The organism is Sneathiella sp. (assembly GCF_036960985.1).
GTDB lineage: Bacteria > Pseudomonadota > Alphaproteobacteria > Sneathiellales > Sneathiellaceae > Sneathiella.
Window position 1 is genome coordinate 19,035 of record NZ_JBALWD010000005.1, and the last position, 26,057, is coordinate 45,091.

Annotated in this window: 28 protein-coding genes and 1 tRNA gene; 20 read left to right on the forward strand and 9 right to left on the reverse strand. The window is 47.9% G+C overall.

All coding sequences use genetic code 11. The features are described 5' to 3' along the window. Positions 1-702: 702 nt before the first annotated feature. The gene (locus V7723_RS03985; protein ID WP_335683140.1) at positions 703-1,365 is read right to left on the reverse strand and encodes a ChrR family anti-sigma-E factor; all 663 of its coding nucleotides are present in this window, start codon (positions 1,363-1,365) and stop codon (positions 703-705) included. Next, complete coding sequence (locus V7723_RS03990; RefSeq protein ID WP_335683141.1) at positions 1,362-1,955, reverse strand: sigma-70 family RNA polymerase sigma factor; 594 nt, start codon at positions 1,953-1,955, stop codon at positions 1,362-1,364. Before V7723_RS03990 ends, V7723_RS03985 begins: the two co-directional genes overlap by 4 nt. A gap of 174 nt (positions 1,956-2,129) precedes the next feature. Between V7723_RS03990 and V7723_RS03995 the strand changes: the two genes are divergently transcribed. Genes V7723_RS03995 through V7723_RS04015 form a run of 5 tightly spaced genes read left to right on the forward strand, consistent with a single transcriptional unit; the run spans position 2,130 to position 7,339 of the window. Next, positions 2,130-3,458 (forward strand): NAD(P)/FAD-dependent oxidoreductase, encoded by a 1,329-nt coding sequence (locus V7723_RS03995; protein WP_335683142.1) that lies wholly within the window; start codon positions 2,130-2,132, stop codon positions 3,456-3,458. Positions 3,459-3,461: 3 nt separating this feature from the next. After that, positions 3,462-4,232: a DUF1365 domain-containing protein gene (locus V7723_RS04000; protein WP_335683143.1), complete on the forward strand. Its 771-nt coding sequence runs from the start codon at positions 3,462-3,464 to the stop codon at positions 4,230-4,232. After that, on the forward strand, positions 4,233-5,477 hold the full coding sequence (locus tag V7723_RS04005; RefSeq protein ID WP_335683144.1) for a cyclopropane-fatty-acyl-phospholipid synthase family protein: 1,245 nt from the start codon (positions 4,233-4,235) through the stop codon (positions 5,475-5,477). A gap of 48 nt (positions 5,478-5,525) precedes the next feature. Continuing rightward, positions 5,526-6,803, forward strand: coding sequence for an MFS transporter (locus tag V7723_RS04010; RefSeq protein ID WP_443024186.1), 1,278 nt, complete (start codon positions 5,526-5,528; stop codon positions 6,801-6,803). 11 nt (positions 6,804-6,814) lie between these two features. Continuing rightward, positions 6,815-7,339, forward strand: a complete 525-nt coding sequence (locus V7723_RS04015) for a DUF3833 domain-containing protein (RefSeq protein ID WP_335683146.1) — start codon at positions 6,815-6,817, stop codon at positions 7,337-7,339. On the opposite strand, the gene V7723_RS04020 is transcribed toward V7723_RS04015, so the two are convergent. The 4 genes from V7723_RS04020 to V7723_RS04035 all read right to left on the reverse strand — a co-directional run bounded on the left by V7723_RS04020 (position 7,323) and on the right by V7723_RS04035 (position 9,467). Further along, entirely contained in the window at positions 7,323-7,766 is a 444-nt protein-coding gene (locus V7723_RS04020; protein WP_335683147.1) for a nuclear transport factor 2 family protein, read from the reverse strand. The genes V7723_RS04015 and V7723_RS04020 overlap by 17 nt on opposite strands. After that, positions 7,763-8,512 carry an SDR family NAD(P)-dependent oxidoreductase gene (locus V7723_RS04025; protein WP_335683148.1) on the reverse strand — a complete coding sequence of 250 codons (750 nt, stop codon included), beginning with the start codon at positions 8,510-8,512 and terminating at the stop codon, positions 7,763-7,765. Before V7723_RS04025 ends, V7723_RS04020 begins: the two co-directional genes overlap by 4 nt. After that, positions 8,502-9,215 (reverse strand): DUF6134 family protein, encoded by a 714-nt coding sequence (locus V7723_RS04030; RefSeq protein ID WP_335683149.1) that lies wholly within the window; start codon positions 9,213-9,215, stop codon positions 8,502-8,504. Before V7723_RS04030 ends, V7723_RS04025 begins: the two co-directional genes overlap by 11 nt. Before the next feature lie 178 nt (positions 9,216-9,393). Then, positions 9,394-9,467, reverse strand: a tRNA-Gln gene (locus V7723_RS04035). Positions 9,468-9,651: 184 nt separating this feature from the next. Here V7723_RS04035 and V7723_RS04040 point away from each other — a divergent pair. From V7723_RS04040 to V7723_RS04090, 11 genes are all read left to right on the forward strand, one after another. Continuing rightward, the gene (locus V7723_RS04040; RefSeq protein WP_335683150.1) at positions 9,652-10,722 is read left to right on the forward strand and encodes a Ppx/GppA phosphatase family protein; all 1,071 of its coding nucleotides are present in this window, start codon (positions 9,652-9,654) and stop codon (positions 10,720-10,722) included. Beyond that, positions 10,719-11,456 carry an RlmE family RNA methyltransferase gene (locus V7723_RS04045; RefSeq protein ID WP_335683151.1) on the forward strand — a complete coding sequence of 246 codons (738 nt, stop codon included), beginning with the start codon at positions 10,719-10,721 and terminating at the stop codon, positions 11,454-11,456. Before V7723_RS04040 ends, V7723_RS04045 begins: the two co-directional genes overlap by 4 nt. A 180-nt stretch (positions 11,457-11,636) precedes the next feature. Next, a complete protein-coding gene (gene guaB / locus V7723_RS04050; RefSeq protein WP_335683152.1) occupies positions 11,637-13,100 on the forward strand; it encodes an IMP dehydrogenase in 1,464 nt (487 codons plus the stop codon). 6 nt (positions 13,101-13,106) lie between these two features. After that, entirely contained in the window at positions 13,107-14,417 is a 1,311-nt protein-coding gene (locus tag V7723_RS04055) for an RsmB/NOP family class I SAM-dependent RNA methyltransferase (protein WP_335683153.1), read from the forward strand. A 34-nt stretch (positions 14,418-14,451) separates the two neighbouring features. After that, positions 14,452-14,931, forward strand: coding sequence for a hypothetical protein (locus V7723_RS04060; RefSeq protein WP_335683154.1), 480 nt, complete (start codon positions 14,452-14,454; stop codon positions 14,929-14,931). A gap of 134 nt (positions 14,932-15,065) precedes the next feature. Next, on the forward strand, positions 15,066-15,542 hold the full coding sequence (locus V7723_RS04065) for a tetratricopeptide repeat protein (protein ID WP_335683155.1): 477 nt from the start codon (positions 15,066-15,068) through the stop codon (positions 15,540-15,542). Positions 15,543-15,663: 121 nt separating this feature from the next. Next, positions 15,664-17,211 (forward strand): glutamine-hydrolyzing GMP synthase, encoded by a 1,548-nt coding sequence (guaA, locus tag V7723_RS04070; RefSeq protein ID WP_335683156.1) that lies wholly within the window; start codon positions 15,664-15,666, stop codon positions 17,209-17,211. A gap of 62 nt (positions 17,212-17,273) precedes the next feature. Then, entirely contained in the window at positions 17,274-18,344 is a 1,071-nt protein-coding gene (locus V7723_RS04075; RefSeq protein WP_335683157.1) for a class I SAM-dependent methyltransferase, read from the forward strand. Between the two features lie 30 nt (positions 18,345-18,374). Then, positions 18,375-18,761 (forward strand): MAPEG family protein, encoded by a 387-nt coding sequence (locus tag V7723_RS04080; protein ID WP_335683158.1) that lies wholly within the window; start codon positions 18,375-18,377, stop codon positions 18,759-18,761. 14 nt (positions 18,762-18,775) lie between these two features. Continuing rightward, positions 18,776-19,627 carry a sulfurtransferase gene (locus V7723_RS04085; protein ID WP_335683159.1) on the forward strand — a complete coding sequence of 284 codons (852 nt, stop codon included), beginning with the start codon at positions 18,776-18,778 and terminating at the stop codon, positions 19,625-19,627. A gap of 56 nt (positions 19,628-19,683) precedes the next feature. Then, positions 19,684-20,076: a DUF2306 domain-containing protein gene (locus V7723_RS04090; protein ID WP_335683160.1), complete on the forward strand. Its 393-nt coding sequence runs from the start codon at positions 19,684-19,686 to the stop codon at positions 20,074-20,076. An 8-nt stretch (positions 20,077-20,084) separates the two neighbouring features. On the opposite strand, the gene V7723_RS04095 is transcribed toward V7723_RS04090, so the two are convergent. Beyond that, on the reverse strand, positions 20,085-20,267 hold the full coding sequence (locus V7723_RS04095; protein ID WP_335683161.1) for a hypothetical protein: 183 nt from the start codon (positions 20,265-20,267) through the stop codon (positions 20,085-20,087). A gap of 623 nt (positions 20,268-20,890) precedes the next feature. Then, a complete protein-coding gene (locus tag V7723_RS04100) occupies positions 20,891-21,064 on the reverse strand; it encodes a hypothetical protein (protein WP_335683162.1) in 174 nt (57 codons plus the stop codon). Positions 21,065-21,250: 186 nt separating this feature from the next. Between V7723_RS04100 and V7723_RS04105 the strand changes: the two genes are divergently transcribed. The 4 genes from V7723_RS04105 to V7723_RS04120 all read left to right on the forward strand — a co-directional run bounded on the left by V7723_RS04105 (position 21,251) and on the right by V7723_RS04120 (position 25,290). After that, the gene (locus V7723_RS04105) at positions 21,251-21,898 is read left to right on the forward strand and encodes a tetratricopeptide repeat protein (RefSeq protein WP_335683163.1); all 648 of its coding nucleotides are present in this window, start codon (positions 21,251-21,253) and stop codon (positions 21,896-21,898) included. A gap of 33 nt (positions 21,899-21,931) precedes the next feature. Then, positions 21,932-23,275, forward strand: coding sequence for an outer membrane protein assembly factor BamB family protein (locus tag V7723_RS04110; RefSeq protein WP_335683164.1), 1,344 nt, complete (start codon positions 21,932-21,934; stop codon positions 23,273-23,275). Between the two features lie 5 nt (positions 23,276-23,280). Next, positions 23,281-24,618 (forward strand): ribosome biogenesis GTPase Der, encoded by a 1,338-nt coding sequence (gene der, locus V7723_RS04115; protein ID WP_335683165.1) that lies wholly within the window; start codon positions 23,281-23,283, stop codon positions 24,616-24,618. Between the two features lie 243 nt (positions 24,619-24,861). Continuing rightward, a complete protein-coding gene (locus V7723_RS04120; RefSeq protein ID WP_335683166.1) occupies positions 24,862-25,290 on the forward strand; it encodes a GFA family protein in 429 nt (142 codons plus the stop codon). Positions 25,291-25,317: 27 nt separating this feature from the next. Here V7723_RS04120 and V7723_RS04125 read toward each other — a convergent pair whose 3' ends face one another. Next, positions 25,318-26,022, reverse strand: a complete 705-nt coding sequence (locus V7723_RS04125) for an SDR family NAD(P)-dependent oxidoreductase (protein WP_335683167.1) — start codon at positions 26,020-26,022, stop codon at positions 25,318-25,320. Positions 26,023-26,057: the final 35 nt, after the last annotated feature.

Sequence of the window (26,057 nt, forward strand, 5' to 3'; positions counted from 1 at the left end):
ACACATCGTATGAAACCACTCGCATAGCGTATTTCTGGTTCAACGAACTCGAAACAATATAAGCATTCGAATTAATAAAGAAACTGGCTGGGGAACCTGGACTCGAACCAAAATTCCAATTTATCGAAATAAATCAATAGCTTAAAACTTGGCTGCGAGCCCATAAATACCGACGTTGGACCGTAAAAATGGACCACGTCAATAGAAAAAAGATGCCTGACCCAGCGCCTTCTGAAAGAAAATGCCAAATGCACTAATATTGAGGTCTATTGATGTGGTGCTCAGAGGCCTCATAAGGCACAAAATTGCACCATACTACCGGTTTGTTTCCAAACATAACTGATGGCTTGTTAAATGCCATATGCGCCAGGCTTCAAATTGGAGGAGATCCTTGAATAAAACGAGATCTGGTTCGGTTGACACTTCAGGGGATGGAAAAGTGTTATGAAAGGCAACAGCATTGGCTGAGAATGGAGATTCAGAAACACTAGAATACTGCGTCTTAGCAATTTTCTCGTTCAGAATACTGATTCACATATTGATTATTTGAATGTTGCCACGTTAACTTTTTTTATACAAAATTCCGATGACAATCAAATTTTGGGTTGTTGTATTTCAACGGCTTATAAGGTTCTGAATTCCTTCAATGGGGCAAAATGGAATGAGTAATGAGGTAATTCGACAACACCGTCAAATTGGCCATTATATGCCAACCAATGGCTGCAGTAAGCGGCTGAAGAAGCCCGAGAATTTCAAAGGGGCGTCCGTCGCAATTAGGCAGATGCAGTCTTTATCGGTATCCGCGACAGGTTGGTGCGTGATCTGGTCATCCAAATCGGCAATATCGCCGGACTGGAACCGACCCAAACTATCGATATAGGAACCCCGCAGGATCATTGTAACTTCCTGGCCAGAATGGCTATGTTCTGGCATCGGTGTGCCGGGAGCAATTTTCAACAACCTCAATACACCGTTCTTTCGATTACCATCAGCGACGGACAAGGGATAATGACTTATTCCCGGCACAAGCTTTTTCCAGGGTATATCTTCAAGATGGACCTGCATTCTATCCGCCAGGGGGCTTGGAACCCCTTTGTCAGTTTGATACTTATCTGAATCGATCGGACTGGCCTCTTGATCAAATTGCTGGATCGCTGGTACCTTTGGATCGGTGGCGACATATTTAGCGGGTTCGGATTCGACCAAATATAAAGCCGCAATATCCTCCATCAGGGCAACATTTTTACGGCATTTCGGGCAGACGGCTAGATGTGTCGCAACCACGACAGAGATCGTATCTGCCAAAGTTCCATTTACATAGGCCATTAAAGTATCATCGCCAATATGATGCTGAATATTCATCATGCCATATCCTTCAACTCGTTGCGTATTTTTCCAAAAGCCAATCGAATTCTTGATTTAACCGTTCCCAAGGGCAATTCAAGCTCCTCTGATATTTCAGCATGTGATTTTTCTTCATAGAAAGACATGGTGATAATTCTCAATTGATCAGACGGTAAGGTTGCGATGGCTTCCCTGATATGATTGCTCTCCTGTTTTTTTGCGACCGACTGTTCTCCGGTTTCTGGGGGGTCTTGTATGTAGCTGGGATCATTCGGATCAGGCATCGGCCGTGCTTCTTTACGAAATCGATCGATTTTTGCATTTCGCGCGATCGTATAAATCCAGGTGGATGCGGAGGCTTTGCTACCATCAAATTGTCGGGCTTTTTGCCAGACCTTGAGCATCGTTTCTTGGAGGATTTCTTCCGCAACAGGTTCAACTGTTCCCTGGCCCATTAAAAAGGACTTTAATCGGGGCGTAATCTCATGAAATAGCCGTCGATAGGCGCCTTGGTCCTGCGAGGCTGCAATCGCCATGAGGTCCTGCGTCAAGTCAGTTGGCTCCGACGCTTTTGCCGTCACACCACGGCTCACATCGTCGCCTATTGCCATTTGAAGATTAAATCCCAATTTCTCATCCCCATTACCATAGTTGTAGATGTATACGGTGACAAAAAGAAAACGGATCACAAAAATTAAAATTGATTTTTATCCAATAAACCAGTGATCTATTTACATTGAAACGTCGTAGAAACACTTAATATTCTAATTCCAATGGATACCAGTATGAAAAAAATTGCGGTTATCGGAAGTGGCATAGCGGGTCTCTCGTCTGCTTGGTTACTATCAAAATCACATGACGTCACCTTGTTTGAAAAAGATGACCGTCTCGGTGGTCATAGTAATACCGTAACAGCGGATAGCCATGATATTGATACCGGTTTCATTGTTTATAACACCAAAAACTACCCCAATCTTGTTGCTTTTTTTGACCATTTGGGTGTCGCGACCGAGCCCACCGAAATGTCCTTCAGTGTCTCAATAGACGACGGGAAAATGGAGTATTCTGGCACGTCAATGAAGGGTCTGTTCGCGCAGAAATCCAATATGGTTAACCCCTTTTTCTGGCAAATGCTTCTAGATATTCGTCGGTTCTACAAGGAGGCACCCAAGCTTCTGGAAAAAGAAATTATCCAATCCCTGACTCTCGGTGAATTCTTGGAAAATGGAAGTTACAGTAAACCCTTTGTTGAAAATCATTTACTTCCTATGGGCGCCGCCATTTGGTCAACACCGGCAAATGACATGCTGAATTATCCTGCTGCGGCATTCATCCGATTTTGTAAAAATCATGGTTTATTGCAGGTGAAAGATAGACCAGAGTGGCGCACAGTTACCGGCGGCAGCCGGATTTATGTAGACCTTATTGCCGACATTCTAGGGGATAAGGTTAAACTGAATACGGCGGTTGTTGCTATTCACAATGAAAATGGCGGCGTGCTAGTAGAAATCAGAAATGGTACTGTACAACGCTTCGATGAGGTTGTGGTCGCTACTCACGCGGATCAGGCTTTATCGATGATTTCCAATCCAAGTCAATTGCAGCAAAAATTGCTGGGATCGTTTCCCTATGAACGCAACCTAGCTGTGTTACATACAGATGAAAGTCTTATGCCCAAACGCAAACGCGCTTGGGCTAGCTGGAATTATCTCAACAGCCGATCGGAAGTTCAAGATAAACAGCAACTTTCAGTTACATACTGGATGAATAAGTTGCAGAATTTTATTTCCGACAAAAATTTTCTGGTAACCCTCAATCCTTCTCAACCATTAGCGCCAGGGTCGATCATCAGAAGCTTTCCATATGAACATCCATTATTTGATTCAGCAGCTATCGCGGCGCAGCATATGCTCTGGAACCTGCAAGGAAAAAATAATCTTTGGTTTTGTGGCAGCTATTTCGGCTATGGTTTTCATGAAGACGGAATTCAGTCAGGATTGGCGGTGGCTGAAGCCCTCGGCGGGCGGCGTCGCCCTTGGAAATTTGATCCCAAGTTGTCTAGAATTGCGTTACCAGAAGACTGGGTAGATGATAAACTTACAGATGTTGCTTAGAAAATGTTGAATAGTGCGCTTTATCAAGGTGTCGTCAGCCACCGAAGATTCAAACCTGTCGATCATCTATTGAACTACAAGATGTTTTATTTTCTGATAGATCTTGATGAGCTTGGTAAACTCGAGAAAAATATTGCCTTTTTCTCTATCGACAAACCAAATCTAATCTCTTTTCATCACAAAGATTATGGGGAAAATAATCCGCCTGATATCAAAGAATATGTACTGAACAAACTGAAATCGGAAGGTGTAGAGGCTGAGGTTAGCAGAATAAGCATGTTATGCTTGCCCAGAATATTCGGATACGCTTTTAATCCAATAACTACCTACTACTGTTATAGTCAGTCTAATCATCTAGTGGCTATAGTCTATGAAGTCAGCAATACTTTTGGTGAACGTCACAGCTACGTCTTCGAAATAAACAATCGGACGAATGAGAAATTCTTGAAACACAGTTGCGATAAAGAATTTTATGTCTCACCGTTTATGCCGATGGATTGTAGATACAAATTTACTGTCCTGCCTCCGTCGCAAGACGTCTCACTCGCCATTCGTCAATTTCATTTGGATGAACCAATTTTGAACGCCTCATTTATGGGGTCGCGATACTCTTTAACCTCAAAAAGTCTTGCCACTGCGCTCCTAAAATTTCCGTTCAACGGTTTGAAAGTCATTATTGGCATTCACTGGGAAGCTTTAAAGTTGTGGATAAAGGGCCTCAAAATTGTTGCCCGCCCAAAAAAAGTAACAGTTCAGAATACCCAGGAGAAATAGATGTCAGACAGTTTGGGCCCGTCACCGATTTTAGCGCCAAGGCAACAGCCAGTTTCTGATTTGCCGACAACTCTTTCGGACCCTTGGCTAAAAGCCCTTTTTCATATTCTTCGAAAAATCGAAATCGGCCATCTTACTGTAGGATTGCCGAGCGGCAAAGTCGTGGAATTTGGCCAGCAAAAGGACAACTCATTGTCGGCTTATTTTAATCTGCACGATACGGCCGTCATCAAGCGGATAATAAAGCATAATGACATCGGCTTGGGTGAAACTTACATGGACGGAGGTTGGTCGACCCCGGATCTACGAAGTCTGCTGGAGCTGGCATCGGTAAATGAGAAGTATCTCGATAATAATTTTGTCAGCAGGGTGATCAGACACGCAAAGCATTTGCTTGCTCATTTAAGAACGCGAAATACAATAAAGGGTAGCCGCCGCAATATTGCCCATCATTACGATCTGGGCAACGATTTCTACGATCAATGGCTTGACATCTCGATGACTTATTCAGCGGCATTGTTCGAACATAAAGATCAAAGCCTGCAGGAAGCACAGCAGAATAAATATCGTAATATTGCCAATGTTTCCGGCTTGAAATCAGGAGATAAAGTCCTGGAAATCGGCTGCGGTTGGGGTGGCTTTGCGGAATATGCCACTTCAAATTTTGACTGCAAACTGGATGGGTTAACGCTTTCCAAGGAACAACTTGATTATACGGTCAATCGTCTACAAAATCAGAATTTAGCGGGTCGGGTCGACGTCCAGCTTCAGGACTATCGGGATCATTCCGGACAATATGACGCCATTGTGTCAATTGAAATGTTTGAAGCCGTCGGTCGGGAAAACTGGGATTCATATTTTCAGGCCTTGAAGCGTAATCTAAAGAATGGCGGTAAAGTCGCCATCCAAACCATTACGATTGCTGAAGATCGATTTCAGAATTACTTATCGACCAGTGACTTTATCCAGAAATATATCTTTCCTGGTGGTGTCCTTCCGTCAAAATCTGCCTTTATCGCTTCCGCGTCTAGAAACGGGTTTCAAGCCAAGATAAGCCATCAGTTTGGTCAAGATTACGCAAAAACACTTTACCTCTGGGATCAGGAGTTTCAACGCAATTGGCCGCAAATTATGGCACTGGGATATGATGATCGCTTCAAAAAGATGTGGGAGTTCTATTTGAAATACTGTGAGGCGGGATTTCGTCAGGAAACTATAGATGTCGTCATGTTCGAACTCAGCTGAATTTAGACAGATCTTATGTTAATATTCTATGCGCTTCCGGGGGCGGTTATGGCAATGCCGCTCATACCAGCCATTGTAATGATACCGGCATTTTACGCCGACAATATTGGTATCGGGCTGGCACAAACCGGGTTTATCCTGCTACTGGCCAGACTGACAGATGTAGTCAGCGATCCGATCATAGGATGGTTGTCCGAGTGGATTCAACAAATCTCATCCCATGGCCGCAAATTTCAGGTAATTATTGGCGCACTCATCGCAGGCTATGCATTATACAAGCTTTTTACACCCCCGGCGTCCGCTGACAGCCTGTATCTCTTCGTTTGGTATGGGTTAATGTTATTTGGCTGGACCGTTATTCAGATACCCTATCTTGCCTGGGTCGTCGATCTCACCGGCGAATATAACAATCGGGTCCGTTTTAACATTTCACGAGAATTTTTTGGTATAGCCGGTGTTCTGGTTCTGGGAGGCTACTTATTTACACTAGCGGATTTATCGGTTTCTGAGCAATTGGACAAAAGCGCCACTTTTATCCTTTTGATCGGGTTATGCAGCCTACCGTTTTTGCTTCTTTTGCCTTCAAAACTTAAATCAGGTCTACAACAAGGAAAACTAGCCTTAATCGCTAATTTGGCGAAAAATCACTTATTTCTACGGTTGATAATAGCTTGGTTCGTGAACGGACTCTCCATAGGTGTCGCCGCGGCTTGTTTTCCGCTGTTCGTCAAGTATGGGCTTAAGCTCGACAGTAGTTCAAGTACGTATCTTCTATTTATTTACTTTGTTTCCGCAATTGTTGGCATGCCATTCTGGCTCTATCTTTGCCGGGCACTCGGTAAACATCGGGCGTGGGGTGTTGCCATGATCCTAGCCTGCGGGGCTTTTGCGTTTGTTCCATTCCTGGCACCTCAGTGTTTCGTGTTATTTGGATTTATTTGCTTTGTCACCGGAGCTTCTCTTGGGGCAGAGCTTGCAATTCCGCCAGCTATTCAAACAGATGTTGCAGATTGGGATAATTTCCTTAACAAAGCGGACCGCTCTTCCTTTCTTTTCTCACTCTGGAGCATGGCTACTAAGCTATCTCTTGGCCTGGGTGTTGGTATCGCATATCTGGTACTTGGGACGGCGGAAACACCTCCAGTTGATGGTGATGATATCGGCAGCATGAATTTAACTTTGCTGGTGGTGATCTACAGTGTCGTTCCCATCGTACTTAAACTAAGTGCTCTTGGCATGATGTGGGGCTTTCCACTCAATGCAGTAAGGCACAGGGCCATTAGAAACCGACTGGAGCGACGAGAAGATATAAATTCTCCAGTTTAAGGAGAAAACCCGTGAGAATTTTACTGGCAATAACATTAGTCATTCTATTGAGCAGTTGCGGAACAATGAAGCCAGAACAATTCGAAAATGCCGATCAAAAATTGAACTTGTTTACATATTTTGATGGGCGCACGACGGCATGGGGTATTTTTGAAGACCGATTTGGTGATCTACGTCGACAGTTCAAAGTCAGCATCGAAGGCACAGTAGAAGGCGATACCCTGACGCTCGATGAAAATTTCATCTATGATGATGGTGAAATATCGCGTCGGGTCTGGAGCATTGTCAGAAAAGACGACCATAACTTTGAGGGCACCGCCGACGATATTATCGGTGTCGCCAAGGGAGTATCCTATGGTAATGCCCTGAACTGGAAATACAGCATGGATTTAAAAGTAGAAGACAGCCTTTGGCGCGTGAAATTTGATGATTGGTTGTACCGTCAGGCCGATGACGTGATCATTAATAAAGCCAAAGTAACCCGTTGGGGTATAGAAATTGGGACTGTCACATTGTTTTTCAAGAAAGGTGCATAGAACGTTTTATCAGCCTGATCATGCTTCCCAACAACGGGATCTTTTCATAAAAGAAGGTTGCGGCATCCCAGTAATCAATATGAGACTCTATCAAACCCTCTGTGTTAAAGGATACTTCTGACATCCCTGTAAAGTCTATTTCTCCTATACGATTTGCTTGACCCGTAAACCGCCATTTTAATATAGCCGTATCACCGGCTTCATTCCAGCTTACCGAAAGTACTTCAAATTCAGGATCAGACATTTGTGTAAACATGTCTGCAAACATTCGTTTTACATCCACCCTACTATTCAGCTTATTAAACGGATCTTCAAAATAAAGGTTGATCACCGTCAGATCGTCTAATTCTTCAATTGATTTAGGCGTCAAATTCTCAAAAAACCTTACATAACGCTGGCAGGTTTCCTGAATATCAATATTGCTCATGATCCGGTTAGCTTTCTCAACAACGGAAGAGAAACAGTATAAGGTAGCATTCTAATTATCTTCAAGAGATAGGCAAACCTTCGCGGAAGTACGATTTCAAATTTGCCTTTATCGATGCCTTTTAGAATTCGTTCCGCTGCATCCGAGACATCTAATAGAAATGGCATCGGAAACTTATTTTTTTCTGTCAGTGGCGTTTTAACAAACCCTGGACTGACTAATTGTACGCTAACTCCGGAGCCGATCAGCTCAATGTATAACGCTTCGCATAGATTTATCAGCGCTGCTTTCGTAGGGCCATAGGCCAAAGATAATGGTAAACCATTATACCCGGCGACGGAGCCCACCACGACAATTTTACCTCTATTTGCGTTCACTAACCTGGGAAGGATAGGCTCGATCATTCTGACAACGCCTAGATAATTTACCATCATCGCCTCCTCGGCATTCTGAGCGACAAAATGTGTGTGAGACATAGGTTGATAAATACCGGCATTCAAAATAATGGTATCCGGCATATTATCGCAATTGAAAACTCTTTCTGTCGCGTTCTGTATACTGTCGGTATCGGTAACATCTAGTTGCACGGCCGAAATTTGATTTGGAAACTCGTTTGTTAGTTCTTCAAGTTTATTCAATCGCCGGGCACTTGCCAGCACGGTAACCCCTTTTTGAGCATATTGACGGGCAAGCTCTTTGCCGATACCGCTACTGGCACCGACAATCCAAACAATCTTACTGGTCATCCATTTGGTCCGATACCCTGCTGCAAGTTAAACAATAATACTCGATATCCGAATTGTCCTGACCCTTGAATTTAAGCTTTACCCATCGGCCTTCACGATCATACCAGACCGTCGCATTAAGATCACCGGTGTAGAGGTATCTGTTTGCTTTTACTTCGCCACCTTTGACGGCGATGACCTCTTGTCCTTCATTGCGGATTTTTGTCCGGTTTACTTCTCCGGTAATAGTGTTCAGGACCTTATCTTGTTGCAAAACATCGACGTTCCAATGGTTGGTTGGGAAGAGGGTATCGTTTTCCGCGCCGGCCAATTTGGCGCCATTCAGCCAAAAATTCTTGTCTTCGCGTGCCGCAAAATTCTGCGTTTTCGATCCGTCGTCATTCACATCGACTTTTAATGAAATGAGCATACCACCGGACCAGTTCCCGACGCTGCTATATTGGTACCTATAAATAGATATACCCAACAGTGAAAGTTCCAGGTTGAACTTGGATGTCACTTCTAGATCGGCACTAATTTTTCTGAAGGTTACAAGATGACTGCCAACGGATTCACCATTTCTGAGAACCGCAAATTCCAGTTTGTCCCCATAGAGAATGGTCGGATCGTCTTTACTGACGATGTCTCCACGAGCTTCTTCAGAATTCAGCCCCCCGATAATTGTTAGCAAAAGTACCGGTGTTAGCCTCAGAATATTCAGCATGGGAGTAACTCTCATAACCCAAAAAACAATTTGTTTGAAAGTTTATACGATGCGGATGAGCAATCAGATCATTTTTTTCTAAAGAGAGCTGAAGCCCGCAGTTATACTCGTGCTTTCAGTTTTTTTATCCAAACCCAAGCTTTCTCCGTTACAGTATTTGAAATATTTAGATAAAATTTGGCTGGGGAACCTGGACTCGAACCAGGATTGACGGAGTCAGAGTCCGTTGTCCTACCATTAGACGATTCCCCATCCGCGAAGATAGCTGAGCCCATATTGGGCGGGTAGGCGGCTTCACTAGCAACTCCCGGATCGCTTGTCAATGATACAGAAAACGCAGATCGGCGAAAATATATGTGAACCAATCCCCAGAAAGCTGTTAGTCTTAGGGCAATGGCTTGAAAGCCTGCAAAATTGACCTGGAGGTATGTCCTGGGTGACAACACGAAATAACCCGCGACGGGGGAAGGGCGAGCAGAGACGGTATCGAAGTAGACATAGAAATGGGACTGGACGATGGCACCATGTTTATGGCGCGGTCGATTTAGGAACCAACAACTGCCGTCTTTTGGTTGCAAAGCCTCAAGGGAGCAGTTTTCGTGTCATCGATAGTTTCTCACGGATCGTTCGACTAGGCGAAGGCGTGAGCCTTACCGGAATGCTTTCCGAGGACGCCGTAGAGAGAACCCTTGAAGCGCTAAAAATATGTTCCGACAAGATGCGACGGTGTGGCGTGACCAGAATGCGGTGCGTCGCCACGGAAGTTTGCCGCAAAGCCTTGAATAGTGAGGCGTTTCTGGCGCGCGTTAAAGACGAGTGCGGGATCGAACTTGATATTATAACGACGGGCGAAGAAGCTGCGTTGGCCGCTGATGGATGTGCGCCATTGCTGGATTTTAGCAATAAAAATGCGCTGGTCTTTGATATTGGTGGCGGTAGCACGGAACTTATCTGGCTCAGTTTGACTGAAAAACGGCAAAGTGAAGTGCTTGGCTGGATGTCAATTCCGTATGGCGTGGTGACACTGACGGAGCGCCATGGTGGCCGATCCATTTCTGAAAATGCCTACGCTAATATGATTTCAGACGTTGCCGAGCATATAGACAATTTTGAAAATGAGCACGACATCGCGGCGAATATTAAGGGTGGCACTGTGCAAATGTTGGGAACATCAGGAACCGTCACGACGCTAGCAGGAGTACATTTGGGTTTGCCACGATACAATCGCCGAAAAGTGGATGGTTCCTGGCTCAACGCTAAATCCATGAGGGATGTCTGCAAACGCCTGGCGCAAAGCGATTATGAAGCGCGGGTATCGGAACCCTGTATTGGCCATGAACGTGCGGATCTCGTTGTTTCCGGCTGCGCGATCGTCGAGGCCATGCATGATGTTTGGCCGGTCAAAAAATTGCGGGTGGCAGATCGCGGACTCCGCGAGGGGCTCTTGCATGGAATGATGCGTATTGCAGATGATGAGCCGCGCGTATCACAGGAAGTCACGTCATGAGTAAAGGTGGACGAAAAAAAACAGGCGTTACCCAGAATTCAACAGGTCTGACCGGGCGGCTATTGCATACCAAGGTCAAATCTGCTCGAGGACGGAAAAATTCCTCAACACTCTGGTTGGAGCGGCAGCTTAACGACCCTTATGTGGCGGAAGCCAGAACACGGGGCTTAAGATCGCGTGCGGCTTTCAAGCTGATGCAGATTGACGATCGCTATAGGTTGCTTAAATCTGGTGATTCAGTGGTTGATCTGGGCGCTGCGCCAGGAGGGTGGACACAAGTCGCTGTAGATCGGGTTGGAGCGCTTAAAGGTAAAGGTCAAGTATTGGCTGTCGATATTCTCGGGATGGAAGCGATGCAAGGGGCCGAGATTATGGAGTTGGATTTTACCGAAGATGGCGCAGATACCAAAGTAAAAAAAATGCTTGGCGGTCCGGTGAATGCAGTCATATCCGATATGGCAGCGCCGACGACCGGTCATCGGCAGACAGACCACCTTCGAATTGTTTTCATGTGTGATCTCGCTTTGCAATTTGCTATCGAAGTTCTAGCGCCCGGCGGCGTATTTGTCGCCAAGGTTCTCAAAGGCGGAACGGAGAATGAATTGCTGAACCGGATGAAAAAGAATTTTACGTCTGTCTATCATGCCAAGCCGGAAGCAAGCCGTCCGGATTCGCGAGAAGCCTATGTGGTGGCCACCGGTTTTCGGGGAAAAAACCAGAACGAACCGGAGTAACCGGATAAACAGTCTGAAGAATATTCTATTACACGTAAATTTTTGTTCGAGTTTGGCAGAAAAGTGCCATTGTGCACGGTAAATTTGAGCTCGATAAAAAAAAGTACTTGTTGCCGTAATAGGGTCTATGAATTTCGAAAGTTAAGTATATGATTGCGCGGCAATTCCCAAGGAGTTGCCATGAACATTCGTGAAGCCTTTACTTTCGACGACGTATTGCTGCAACCAGCAGCCTCTGAAATCCTCCCGACCCAAGTGGTTACGACGACAAACCTGACCAAAGAAATTGAGTTGGGCATTCCTCTTATATCTAGTGCCATGGACACGGTCACTGAAGCACCAATGGCCATTGCCATGGCGCAATCAGGCGGGATCGGCGTGATTCATAAAAACCTCGACCTGATGGAACAAGCAGATGAGGTACGGCGGGTCAAAAAGTTTGAAGCCGGCATGGTCGTCAATCCGGTCACGATCGGCCCAAAAGACACCCTGTCAGAAGCTTTGCATTTAATGCAGATGCATAAGATTTCCGGTATTCCCGTGACTGAGCCGGACACAAGAAAACTGGTTGGTATTCTTACCAACCGTGACGTGCGCTTTGCAACGGACACTCGTCAGTTAGTTTCCGAACTCATGACGTATGAAAATCTTGTCACTGTCACGGAAGGCGCCACGCAAGAAGAAGCAAAGCGATATTTACATCAGCACCGTATCGAGAAACTTTTGGTGGTTGATGATCAGTATCGTTGTATTGGCCTGATTACCGTAAAAGACATTGAGCGATCCACACTCTATCCTGATGCATCTAAAGACGTGCAAGGGCGGCTGCGAGTTGCAGCGGCCGTGGGAATAGGGGATGACGGTATTGCCCGTGCGGAAGCGCTGATTGATGCGGAAGTTGATGTGCTGGTTGTTGATACCGCCCACGGGCATTCTAGCCGAGTGTTAGAAGCCGTTAGCCGTATCAAGAAACTTAGCAATTCGACACAGGTGATTGGCGGCAACGTATCAACTGGCTCTGGGACACAGGCGCTCATTGATGCTGGTGTGGATGCGGTCAAAATCGGTATAGGCCCTGGTTCAATTTGCACGACGCGGATCGTTGCTGGAGTAGGGACACCACAGCTGACGGCCATTATGGATGCTGCCGAAGCAGCGCAGGCAAGCGGTATTCCAGTGATCGCTGACGGTGGGATCAAAACCTCCGGTGATTTGGCGAAAGCGCTAGCGGGCGGTGCGGGCTGTGCGATGATCGGTTCTTTGCTGGCCGGAACCGATGAAAGCCCCGGTGAAGTCTTTTTGTATCAAGGACGATCATTTAAATCGTATCGCGGCATGGGATCTCTTGGTGCCATGGCGCGCGGATCCGCAGATCGATATTTTCAGGAGGAAGTCTCTGATAATTTGAAGCTGGTTCCGGAAGGAATTGAGGGGCGGGTGCCCCATCGTGGTCCGGCAAACGCAGTCATTCATCAATTGATCGGCGGCCTCAAAGCTGCAATGGGCTATACGGGCTCACCAGATATCATCAGCTTGCAGAAGAATGCCTCCTTCGTACGGATTACCAATGCTGGCTTGCGGGAAAGCCATGTTCATGATGTCTCAATTACCCGCGAAGCTCCTAATTATCGTCAAAACGGATAAAATATTATGACCCCTTCCGCGCGGTTCGCCGCAGCTGTTGAGCTGCTCGGTTTCATCGAGGCTGCCTCAACCCCAGCTGACCAACATGTCACTGCTTATTTCCGGGCCCGACGTTATGCAGGGTCAAAAGACCGGCGGTGGGTGAGCGAATTTGTCTACCGTTGTTTGCGCCACAAAGGAGAGCTGGACTGGTGCGCAGAGAGTTTAGCGCTTGAATTGGGAAGCCGGTCCGCCGGACTTCTATCTCTTGTTTTATTTGACGATATTGATGTTAGCACTCTCGCAAGCGATTATTTTGGTGGATCTCATGGTCTTGCGGAACTCAGTAGCGGTGAACAGCAAGCCTTAGGTTCGGCTACGTCTCTGGATATGTCATCGATGCCGCCTCATGCCGCCGCGAACTTTCCAGAGTGGATTTCTGATCTGTTACAGGCGCAGTATCCTGAAAATGCAAGTTCGTTGATGGCATCGTATCAGCAACGGGCACCGGTTACCTTGCGGGTCAATAGTTTGAAAACAGATCGCGATGAAGCACAAAGGCTGCTGGCGGTGGATGATATTGAGGTAACACCAACAACGATTTCGCCGGATGGGTTGATCCTTAACTCTCGCGGTAATATCAGCCGTCATCAGTTGCTTGATCAGGGTCTAGCGGAAATGCAGGATGAAGCTGCCCAGATTTCAGCGCGTTTGGCTGATGTTCACCCTGGAATGCAGGTCGTCGACTTTTGCGCCGGCGGAGGCGGCAAAAGTCTCGCGTTGGCAGCCCTCATGCAAAGCCAGGGAAAAATTCACGCCTTCGATATCAATGCCCGACGGATGCGAGATATCAAAAGCCGTAGCCGTCGCGCAACCACAGATATCATTGAGCCGCTGGTTATTTCCGGAAGCGACAATGACGTGGAGCTACTGGAACCATTGATTGCGCAGATACCCCGGGTGTTTGTCGATGCGCCTTGTTCCGGCTCTGGAACCTGGCGGCGCCAGCCGGATCAGAAATGGAATTTAACGACGGAGCGCCTGGACGAACTAACAGTGATTCAACAGGATATCCTATCGAGGGCGAGTACACTTGTTGCCCCTGGTGGCCGACTGATTTATGCAACCTGTTCGATTTTTAGCGCAGAAAACGAAAAACAGGTTGAAGCATTTCTTCAACAGCATCCTGAATACAAATCTGTGCCGGTTTCGCAACTCTGGGCGGAAGCGGGACTTGGCGGTACATACGCAGGAGAATTCTTGTCGTTAACACCGCTTGATTTCGGTTCCGACGGATTTTTTACAGCAGTTCTTGAAAAAAGCACGAAATACGAGTAATTTTCCTAAAATTTTATCTAAATGGGAAAACTCGATGGATCAGTATGTTTTTGGGCTGGTTTCTGCCGTGTTCGGTATTGCAAATGGGATGTTGCTCTTACTAAGTTTTGTAGAACGACCCGCTTTCGGATTAATTCGAGATGTAAATAATCCACGCGTCAACGATAAGAGTACCCACCGTATTTTGGAGGATATCCAGCGTTTTAATTCTTACCGCGGGCCCACTATTATGGCGATTTTAGTCAACGCAGGATTTTTTCTGTCTCTTTACCAATGTTACCTTCGTAAATACGATATATTTTCACTTTTGAATGTTGGGATTATTGTTCTTTTTTTGGTTTTCTCGGCGACCTTTGGACGGGAAGCGTTGCGGCAGGCCTCTCAAGTAAGTTTCACTGGCGGTATTGCTCCGGTTCGAGCGGTGTTGCGAAAGGTGATTTTACTACATCATATTGGGTGGATTTTTGTTTTGGTGATTCTTGTCTTGCAATTCTCTGTCACGATTCCAACATAAACAAATACTATTGTCTGCTCACCGGCTCGTGAACAAATGTAACTTTTATTTTGACGTCGGGTATGGTCTGATTAGTCAACCAAATCGTATGAGTCTTTTAAAGACGAAATAAATATGAAAAAGGGGTTCGTATTATGGCATTCCGGAAACTAACAATTGCACTTTTTACATTGGTTGCGGCTCATGTCCTCACCGCTCAAATAGTGTATGCGGCAGGGAGTAGTAGCCCCACGGAAGCCGCCGTTCCCGATAGCCCTGAATTTATAGCTGGCAAGGCTGCTATCGATCAGCAGCAATGGGCGGTTGCCATCGCCTCCTTTACGAAAGTGACGGCCGCTGATCCGAAAAATGCTGATGCCTACAACTATTTGGGTTATGCCAATCGGAAAATGAAGAATTACGACGAGGCGTTTAAAAATTACAATATGGCCCTCGACATCAATCCAGAGCATCTCGGTGCCAACGAGTATATCGGTGAAGCCTATTTGCAGACAAATAATCTGGATATGGCGGAAAAGCATCTCGCCAAGCTAGATAGCATCTGCTTTTTTGGATGTGCGGAATACACGATGCTGAAGCGCGCTGTAGAAGAATATAAAGCCAGATCCTGATCTCCTTCAAGGGCCTCAGGAGGACGAACATGCGGGCGCTTCAGGGCGCCCGTTGTAGTTTATGCCCGTTGGCACCACAAACAGGCTAGACAGACCGTTTCAGAATGTCTAAAACCCGTCGATGAAAAACAGTATTCTGATCATTGACTTTGGCAGTCAGGTCACTCAGCTGATCGCGCGTCGCGTCCGAGAAGCTGGGGTTTATAGCGAAATCATTCCTTTCAATTCAGCAGCAGAAAAGCTCAAGGAATTTGATCCGAGCGGGATTATCTTATCCGGAGGGCCAGCATCCGTTATCGGTGATGAAACGCCGCGGGCACCGGATGAGGTTTTTACCATGGGTGTCCCGGTTTTGGGAATCTGTTATGGGCAACAAACCATGTGCGAGCAGCTGGGCGGCAAAGTGGAGGCCCCCGATCACCGGGAATTCGGCCGTGCGCCCATTGATATCGTCGATGAATGTGATCTATTTGACGGTGTCTGGGAAAAGGGCGCCCGCGACGAAGTCTGGATGAGCCATGGCGACCGCGTCGTTGATATCCCGGACGGGTTCTCTGTCGTTATTACCTCCGACGGGGCGCCGTTCGCAGGGATTGCGGATGAAAGCCGGCATTTTTATGGGGTTCAGTTTCATCCCGAAGTCGTACATACGCCGCGCGGGGCGGCGCTGTTGTCAAATTTTGTGCATAAGGTCTGCGGCCTCAAGGGTGACTGGACCATGGCGGCATTTAAGGATCAAGCCATTGCGGCGATTCGCAAGCAGGTTGGCGATGGTAAAGTAATTTGCGGCCTTTCCGGCGGCGTCGATAGCTCTGTTGTTGCTGTCCTGATCCATGAAGCCATTGGAGATCAGCTCACCTGCGTGTATGTGGACAACGGCCTCATGCGGACCGGCGAATCTGAGCAGGTCGTTCGTGTCTTCCGCGATAAATACAATATACCGCTTATACATGCGGATGCATCGGAGCAGTTCCTCGGTGAGCTGGACGGCGTCGACGATCCGGAAACCAAGCGCAAGATTATTGGCCGGATCTTTATCGAAGTCTTCGATGCCGAAGCGAGTAAGGTCGGTGGCGCCGAGTTTCTGGCGCAAGGCACCTTGTACCCGGACGTGATTGAAAGTGTCTCTTTTGCCGGTGGACCCAGCGTGACCATCAAATCTCATCATAATGTGGGGGGCTTGCCCGATCACATGAACCTGGAATTGGTGGAGCCGCTCCGTGAGTTGTTTAAAGATGAGGTGAGGGACCTCGGCCGCGAATTAGGCATGGCGTCTGAATTGGTGGACCGTCATCCGTTTCCTGGGCCGGGTCTAGCGATCCGGGTGCCCGGGGCCATCAGCCGGGAACGACTGGAAATTCTGCGCAAAGCGGATGTGATATATCTCGACGAAATTCGTAAAGCCGGTCTCTATGATGAAATCTGGCAGGCCTTTGCTGTTTTGCTGCCCGTGCGCACGGTGGGTGTCATGGGGGATAACCGGACTTATGATTTCGTCTGCGCGCTCAGGGCGGTGACGTCCACCGATGGCATGACCGCAGATTATTATCCGTTCACTCATGAATTTCTGGGTCGTGTCTCGACGCGTATTATTAACGAAGTGATCGGCATCAATCGTGTCGTCTATGACACTACCTCGAAACCACCCGGAACCATTGAATGGGAATAACCGTCATTAACGTTTTGTTAAAAAACTGCTTGTTCTAACTGAAGGCATAGAGAAAAAAGAGAATGGCTCATAGCTTTGAAATTCCGATTATTCCAAATTCGCCGCTTGATACGGCCGATGGCAAAGAAGCATTTGGACTGATGGGTTTGAAGAGAAACATGACGTCGCGCCTTATCGTTAATGCGCTGTTTGATGAAAATTTGATTTCATATGACGACAATTACCAAAATGATCAAGCCGTCTCGGCCGCGTTTTCGGATCATATGCAGAGTGTTTTTGAAATTCTAAAAAATACTTACTCAAAAGGTGCAAAACTTGTTGAAGTGGGATGCGGCAAAGGAAGTTTTATCGAACTCGCGGAAAAAGGAAATTGGTTTGATCTTCGCGGATATGATGCCGCATACGAAGGACAACATCCAAAAATAGAAAAACGTTTCTTAAATGCGGAAGATAATATTGAGGCTGATATAGTTGTTCTCCGGCACGTTCTTGAGCATATTCAGAAACCACAGTCATTTGTCTCGACGCTATCCGAAATTTTTGGCGACACTGATATCTATATTGAAGTACCAGATTTTGATTGGATCGTTGCCAACCAAGCGTTTTTCGATATTACCTATGAACACGTAAATTATTTTGACCAGCAATCTTTGAGTAATCTCTTTACCAAAGCCTCCTCTTCTGGCCGTTTGTTTAATAATCAATACCAATATGTACTCTCTAACTTAAATAATCTGTCGACTGAGAACTACATGGGTGACAAATGGGAAGACGTTGATTTTGGTTTTCTGTTTGACAGATTTTTGCCTCTTATTGAGGAAATTAGGGATCGCGCTAGAAATCGGAAGGTGATCATCTGGGGAGGTGCGACTAAGGGTGTTCTCTTCTGTCATCACCTTCTGCGGTTTATGCCAGATTTAATATCCCAAATTCCCTTTGTTGTGGACATTAATCCAAGGAAACAAGGGAAATTTTTACCCTCATCACATCTCCCAATTGTTAGCGCTGAATATTTTGTATCTACGGCGCAAGGAGACGAGCTTGTGTTGATTATGAACCCAAATTATGAACCGGAGATTTCTGCTTTTCTAAAAGAGCAAGGCCAAGAGACCTTGTCGATTTTATGTGTTTAGGGCTTCATCAGAAATTAGAGGAATAAGAACATGCATGTCATTGTAACGCCCATATTCGCCGCGCTTCTCGCGTTGATCTTTGTTTATTTGAGCGTTCGAACAATCTTGAAACGACGCAAAGCGAAGGTTGCTGTCGGGGATGGCGGCAATGTCGAGTTACAGCGGGCTCAACGGGCCCATGCCAATTTCATCGAATATGTGCCTTTAACATTACTGCTTCTGACGTTTCTGGAAATGCGCGCAGTCGGCATATATGTGATTATGGGGCTTGGTGGCTTGTTACTTGTTGGACGCTGTCTTCATGCCTTCGGTATCAGTAATCCAAAAGAAAAATTCGTGTTTCGGCAAGCCGGAATGTATATGACTTTTGCCACTTTGATCCTCGGCAGTCTCGGACTTCTGTATACCTACCTGTGAACGGCGCGAAGGGCATGGCCAGTATTCTTGTTGAACCAGATTGGCTCGAAGCCCATATGGGGGACCCTACGGTTCGCATCATTGATACGCGCGTGACTATTGTCCCGCAGCCTCCAGGGCCCTCAGATTACGTTTCCCTGTATCCCGAGTATCTTATGTCCCATATCCCTGGTGCCGCTTATTTGCATATGGTCGAGGACCTCTCGGATCCGGAGGGCCCTTTTCCGTTTGCTTTGCCAAACCCGGAAGTTATCTGGCGGCGATTGGAGGCGCTGGGAATTCGCGATAACGATACCATTGTCCTCTATGGCAACCACATCTCCTTCGCCGTGCATCGCTGCTGGTGGGTGTTGGCGGTCGCTGGCGCCAATGTCCGGTTGTTGAACAGCACCTTCGATAAATGGTTGGCCGCTGACCGACCGGTCGCATCTGGCGAAGAGAGTTTTAAGCCAACGACCTTTACGGCAACGCCTCATCTTGATTGGGTCGCGAGCAAAGCGGATGTCATTGCCAGTATGGACAGCGATGATGTCATCGCTCTTAATGCTCTGTCAGCGGGGCAGCATGCGGGCCGGGGACAACCTTTCGGGCGGCCAGGCCGTATTCCGGGAAGCCTCAGCTTACCAGCAGCCGCCATGATGCAGCCGGAGAGTGGCGCTTTCAGGTCACTGGACGAGATCACGCAGATCCTGGAGGATCGCGGGATCTCAAAAACCGATCAGGTGATTACTTATTGCGGCGGTGGCATTGCCGCCAGCACCACTTTTGTTGCCCTGCGCCTTCTGGGATATGAAAATCTGTCTCTCTACGATGGATCCTTGATGGAATGGTCGGAAGATCCAAACTTACCGCTGCAGGTAGACTAGTCGTTTACTATTCAAAGGTAAGGTGAAGGTCCACTTAACGAGACGTCGGAAACACGATGACAGATTACGCCGCCCTTTATCTCACTTGGGCTCATTTGATTGCCGCGCTGCTGGCCTTGGGACTTGGTATCTTGCAGTTGCTGCGAAATCCCAAAGGGGATGCCACTCATAAGTCCCTGGGACGTGGCTGGGTTGTTCTCATGTTGATCGTGACCATCCCCAGTTTCTGGATGCGTAGTCTGGAAGAAGGAAGCTTCAGTTGGATTCACGGACTGAGCGTCTGGGTTCTATTCTGTCTGTTCATGGCAATCTGGAATATTCGCAAAGGGAATGTTCGGCGGCATGCAGCCTTTATGATGGGAACCTTGATCGGGGTGGCCATGGCTGGGTTGTTCGCAATATTACCCGGGCGTTTCATTAGCGAGTTGCTGAATTACGCCACACCGTAGGACGGGGTTCAGTGGTGAGTAGGTGTCTGGCGCCTGTCATGTTTCTTGCGATCGATTTCCTCACTGATTTCTGAGGCAATGTCGTGCCATCCGAATTGCGTGGCCGCGTGAAGGGCCCGCTGAAGACCACAAGTATCGATGAGATTTTTCACGATAGCCTGCTTTTCTTTATCTAATGACGTATTGGCCATGTACTCTAACTCCGGTCCAAAAACACAGAACGCTTTATATTGGAACATCTTAGCGTCTAATCGTGAAATAATGGTAAAGGTTTTGGGCGACATCAAGGCACGAAAAAGATGCTTTTAGACATTAGAGGTCTTGCATATTCAATTCAGATGTGCTATATAAGAGAGGTCAAAAGGGATTCAGAAAAGAATGATTTCCCCGGATGCATAACGATGTTATTGGCGCCTCCATGTGAAGGGATTTCACGGAACGCGCCGCCGGTAATGAGGACGAATTTTAAAGGACGCTCATCTATAATAAGCGCCTTGCGAATAATTAGGGTATCCTGGCCCGGCTAATTTTTATTAAGTACCATCGTAAAGATTGACATGGATCGACAAGCCGATAATCCGGCAAATATAAATAGTCGATAATCCGTATAAAATCTTGGTGACGCCCAGGCGGGATGCCTAGGACGAAATTTGTCGCGAAATTTTTAGGTACTAAATTGCGGGATCAACGCCGTTGATCTTGCCCGAACTATGTCTGCCAGCAGCCGCAATGGATCAATGGTCGTAACGAGCTGGTCGCGACGTTCGAAAGAACACGCATAAAGTCCCCAAAGCAAGGAGCTGGGGTGGAAACCCTAACCGAATACCCGGTATAAAACGGCGGCAGCGAAGATCAAGGCCAGCCAAATGGCAATATTTCGTAAAACCGCCCCTTTTGTCAGGCGTTTTGAGTAATATATAAAGCCCGGGAGGACCAGGCCGAGCACCATCACGAGGGCGACGAGTTGTAAAATCTGTCCTTCGGACATTTTTTTCCTTTCCGGGAATTACCGTTATTTTGCATTTTAAGATGTAATCAGTGTCCGGGTAAGTTAAAAGAGGCGAAATATGTGAAATCTCTGCCTGTTTTTAGCCAAAATGATAAGACATCATTTGCTTAAGCAGACGGAGCAGTTTAATTTGGCATCGAAATCTGAGATGCATTGGAGTTTTGTGTGGCCGATATTTTTAGTGAAGTGGATGAAGACGTCCGCAAAGATAAATCGCTGGCGCTGTGGAAAAGGTACGGCAATTACGTTATTGGAGCGGCGGTCCTGATCGTGGTCGGGACAGCCTCCTATGTGGGATGGCAAAACTATACTCTCAGCCAGTCAGCGAGTCAGGGTGCGGCCTTCCAAGCTGCCGCTGCGTTGGTCGCCGAAAACAAACTGGACGAAGGGGCCGCCTCTTTCGCTACCTTGGCAGAGGAAGGGAATGCTGGATATCGGGCACTGGCCCAATTGCGTGAAGCAAGTGCTCTGGTTGAATCCGGCAACGGCAGTGAAGCGCTGGAGATATACAATCAGCTGGCCGCGGATAGTTCTGTTGATAAGGAATTTTCCTCGTTGGCGGATTTGCTGGCCGGATATTACCTGCTGGATAACGGCACAACGGAAGAAGTCCGCACGAAAGTCGCGACGATTGCAGAGGCCGGTTCTATCTGGAGTGCGTCCGCCAACGAACTTATTGCTCTGTCCTTTCTTCAGGATGGGGAGAAAACGAAAGCGGTGGAGATGCTGACACAGCTCAAAAATGACGCGTCCGCACCCCCGGATGTTAAGACACGTGTAGAGCAGCTTCTAGCGGCCCTTAGCGGCGAATAACAGTTTTATAATTGGTCTGAGTACTGGTTACAGATGAGTTTCAATAAACATATGATCAAGACGTCTGTGATAAATAAGCTGTCTCTCGGGATTTTGGCCATAAGTCTGGCTGGGTGCTCGATTTTTGAAAACGATGGACCGCCGCCGTTACCGGGAGATCGCATTTCCATATTGGCGCTGGAACAAAAGTTGGAAGCGGATGCCGGGCTTGCAGATTTGGAAGTCCGATTGCCAGCACCCTTTGAGAATGTGAACTGGCCACAAGCTGGCGGCATTCCGTCTCATGCGATGCATCATCTCGCGTTGGGAGAGGATTTGGAAGAGGCCTGGCGGGTGTCGATCGGTGAGGGCTCGGATGACGAAAACCGAATGTTTTCTTCTCCGGTGATCGCCAATGGTCGGGTTTTCACCATGGATTCAGAAGCCAGTGTTCGTGCCTTTGAAGTAGAAAATGGCGATGAGATCTGGACGACTGACCTGACCCCGGAAGACGAAGACGAAGGCAATATCGGCGGGGGTGTTTCCTTTGAATATGGCCGAGTTTTCGCGACGACGTCCTTTGGGGATGTGGTCGCGCTTGATCCGGAAACCGGTGAAAGAATTTGGGACACTAATCTGGGCGTGCCCCTCCGGGCGGCGCCAACCATTGCTGAAGGGCAAGTTTTTGTCCTGACTTTTGATAGTCGCATGTATGCGCTGGATGCGGAGACAGGCGAAATTAACTGGGATTTTGAAGGTGGTGTCGAAACCACCGGTCTGCTCGGGGCGGCTAGTCCTGCCTATAGCAATGGTACGGTTGTGGTACCCTTTGCCAGTGGCGAGGTTTTTGCCTTGCGGGCTGGCAATGGCCAGCAGGCATGGAATGAACGGTTGGTGCGGCGACAGACATACAGTTCGCTGACGTCGCTGACGGATATCAATGCGTTTCCTGTCATTGATCGCGGCGTCGTCTATGCAGCCAGTTATTCAGGCCGAATGATTGCCGTGGATTTGCGCACCGGGAATCGGTTGTGGGATCAGGAGATTTCGACGCTGCAAACACCCTGGATTGCCGGTGACTTTTTGTTCGTAGTGTCCACGGATGGTGAGCTTGTTTGTTTGTCGCGCCGCAATGGATTGATCCGCTGGGTGAGCCCGTTGGGCAAATATGATGACCCGGAAGATAAAAAGGACCTGATTATCTGGTCTGGACCCATTCTTGCCAGTGATCGTTTGATTTTAGTGTCCAACTACGGTATAGCCGTGGCGGTCTCGCCGTATGATGGAAAAATCCTGGGGCAGATCGAGCTTTCTGATAAAGCAAGCATCCCGCCGGTTGTTGCCGGGGGCACTATTTATGTATTAACGGATGATGCCGAACTCGTGGCACTACGCTAAAAAAAATGTCGTTTACTGTAGCAATAATTGGCCGCCCGAATGTCGGAAAATCGACCCTGTTCAACCGATTGGTGGGCAAGAAGCTGGCGCTTGTCGATGACACGCCGGGGGTCACCCGCGACCGCCGTGAAGGCGATGCGCGTATCGGCTCGCTTAAATTCAAAATCGTTGATACGGCTGGCCTCGAGGAAAGCTTCGATGACAGTCTGGAAGGGCGGATGCGCCGGCAGACAGAAATTGCTCTGGACGAAGCGGATGTTGCGTTGATGTTGATCGACGCCCGGGCTGGTGTCACGCCGCTCGATAAGCATTTCGCCAATTGGTTGCGCAAGATAAAAATACCGGTCATTCTGCTGGCCAATAAATGCGAAGGCAAAAGCGGTGCGACGGGCCTGTACGAAAGTTTTGGTCTGGGTCTTGGTGAGCCAATTTCTCTGTCGGCAGAACATGGCGAAGGCATGGGTGAGCTGTTTGATGCCCTGCTGCCTTTTGAAAAAACCGATGACGACAATCCGGACGGTGAAGAAACGCGTCCCTTGCAGCTGGCGATTGTTGGCCGTCCAAACGCCGGTAAATCCACCTTGGTCAATCATCTGATTGGCGAAGATCGCATGTTGACCGGCCCGGAAGCAGGTGTGACGCGGGATGCGATTGCCGTCGAATGGGAATTTGAAGGCCAGCCTATCAAGCTTGTCGATACTGCGGGGCTGCGACGGCGCGCCCGGGTTCAGAAGAAACTGGAAAAACTTTCAGTTGCCGACAGCTTGCGGGTGATCAAGATGGCGGAGATTGTGGTCCTGCTGATCGATGCGGAAGAGACCTTTGAGAAACAGGATCTGACCATTGCCTCCCACGTGATCGAGGAGGGCCGGGCTCTGGTTCTGGCAGTCAATAAGTGGGACACAGTCAAGGACCGTCCGGGTACCATGAAGCTGATCCGCGACCGTCTGTCTATATCCCTGCCACAAGTCAAGGGAATCCCCGTCGTGACCCTTTCGGCCCTGACCGGGCGCGGTGTGGAGAAACTGTTGCCGACGGTACTCGAAGTTTATGGGCTCTGGAACAAGCGGGTACCAACCTCACGGTTGAACCGTTGGCTTGAGATTATGCTGGAACAGCATCCACCGCCAATGGCCAAAGGCCGCCGACTGAAAGTTCGGTATATAACGCAAGTTAAAGCACGACCGCCGACCTTCTCGCTCTTTATGTCGTCACGCGGTGAGCTGCCGGAATCTTATATCCGCTATCTGGTTAATGGCATGCGGCAAGATTTCGAGTGGCCTGCAGTTCCGATCCGGCTCTATACCCGAACCGGTAAAAATCCTTATGTGGATAAAGACTAGGCTCAGCCACCATTCATTCAGTAGGATTTAACGACTGCTCTGTGCGCAAAGCGATCAATTTCTGATGCTGTAGCGAGCGACGTATCCAAACCCAATATTCATGTTCCGGCTGTGTCGCATTCGAGAGGTAATCAGTCCAATTCACGCCAGTCTGTGAACTTAAAATGTAATTAACTCAGATACAGGGAATTCGAAACCTCAATCCGACGTGTTGCTCACTCGCTAAGAAAACTGGAAGAACAAATGACAACACGCGGCCATTGTCTATGCAAAAAAACGAAGTGGGAGTATGCAGGCGAGGTAACTTGGGCCTGCTACTGTCATTGCGACGACTGTCGCCGTAATTGCGCCTCACCGGTGGTCGCATGGCTTGGCGTGCCGATCAAAAATTTCAAGTGGTTAGGAAATGCGCCGAGAACGTTGGAAAGTTCACAAGGCGTCTTTCGGCATTTCTGCAAGGATTGTGGGTCTCCCATTGGATTCGAAGCAGATCACTATGCAGGAGGAATGCATCTTTATGCAGCCTCTATGGAAAACCCATTGGAATTCAAGCCTGAATTCCACGTAAATTATGAGAACAAACTACCCTGGCTTCACATCGAGGACGATCTTCCGAAGTATGACGGCACACTGCTTCATGCACCAGAAGACCTGAGCGACTACACTTCATAACTCCGGGCCAATCAATGAGACCTGAGGCTAGGCTTCTATGCGCGTTCCATGGACATCCTGTCCTTGCAAGATCGTCTGCAAAAAGAGATCCGCATGATCTTCCGCTGCCGGTAAGACGCTGTCGTCTTCACCGGGATAGGCCATCAATCGTAACTTGCTGCGGGTCGGTCCAGGGTCAATGAGATTAACCCGCAATTTTGTTTTCGCAGTTTCAGCGGCGTAGGTTTCGACCAGAGCTTCTAGGGCCGCTTTGCTGGCAGAATAAGCACTCCAGAATTGTTTATGCTCTTTTGCCGCGCTGGCGGTGACAAACAGGGCGCGACCTGCATCACTTTGCCGCAACAGCGGATCAAGTGCGCGGATTAATCGCCAATTGGCATGAACATTTAATTTAAAAACATCCTCCCACAGGGCCGGGACATATTGTTGTATGGGCATAAGCTTTCCGAGCATGCCCGCATTGCCAATCAGAATGTCCAGCTTGCCCCAACGCTCAAGCAGCGGGGCGGCAAGACCATCGATGGCCGCGGTGTCGAGCAAATCCAATGGCACAAGAGTGGCGCTACCGCCAACGGCCTGAATAGCATCGTCCACTTCTTCCAATCCGCCGACGGAACGAGCGACGAGAATGACATGCGCACCTTCTGCGGCGAAGCGCGTGGCGACGGCGGCTCCAATACCGCGGGATGCACCGGTAATCAGTGCAACTTTATCTTTTAATTTAGCGGACATACTCTATTCCGTTATCTACGAGGATTAACTGGTTA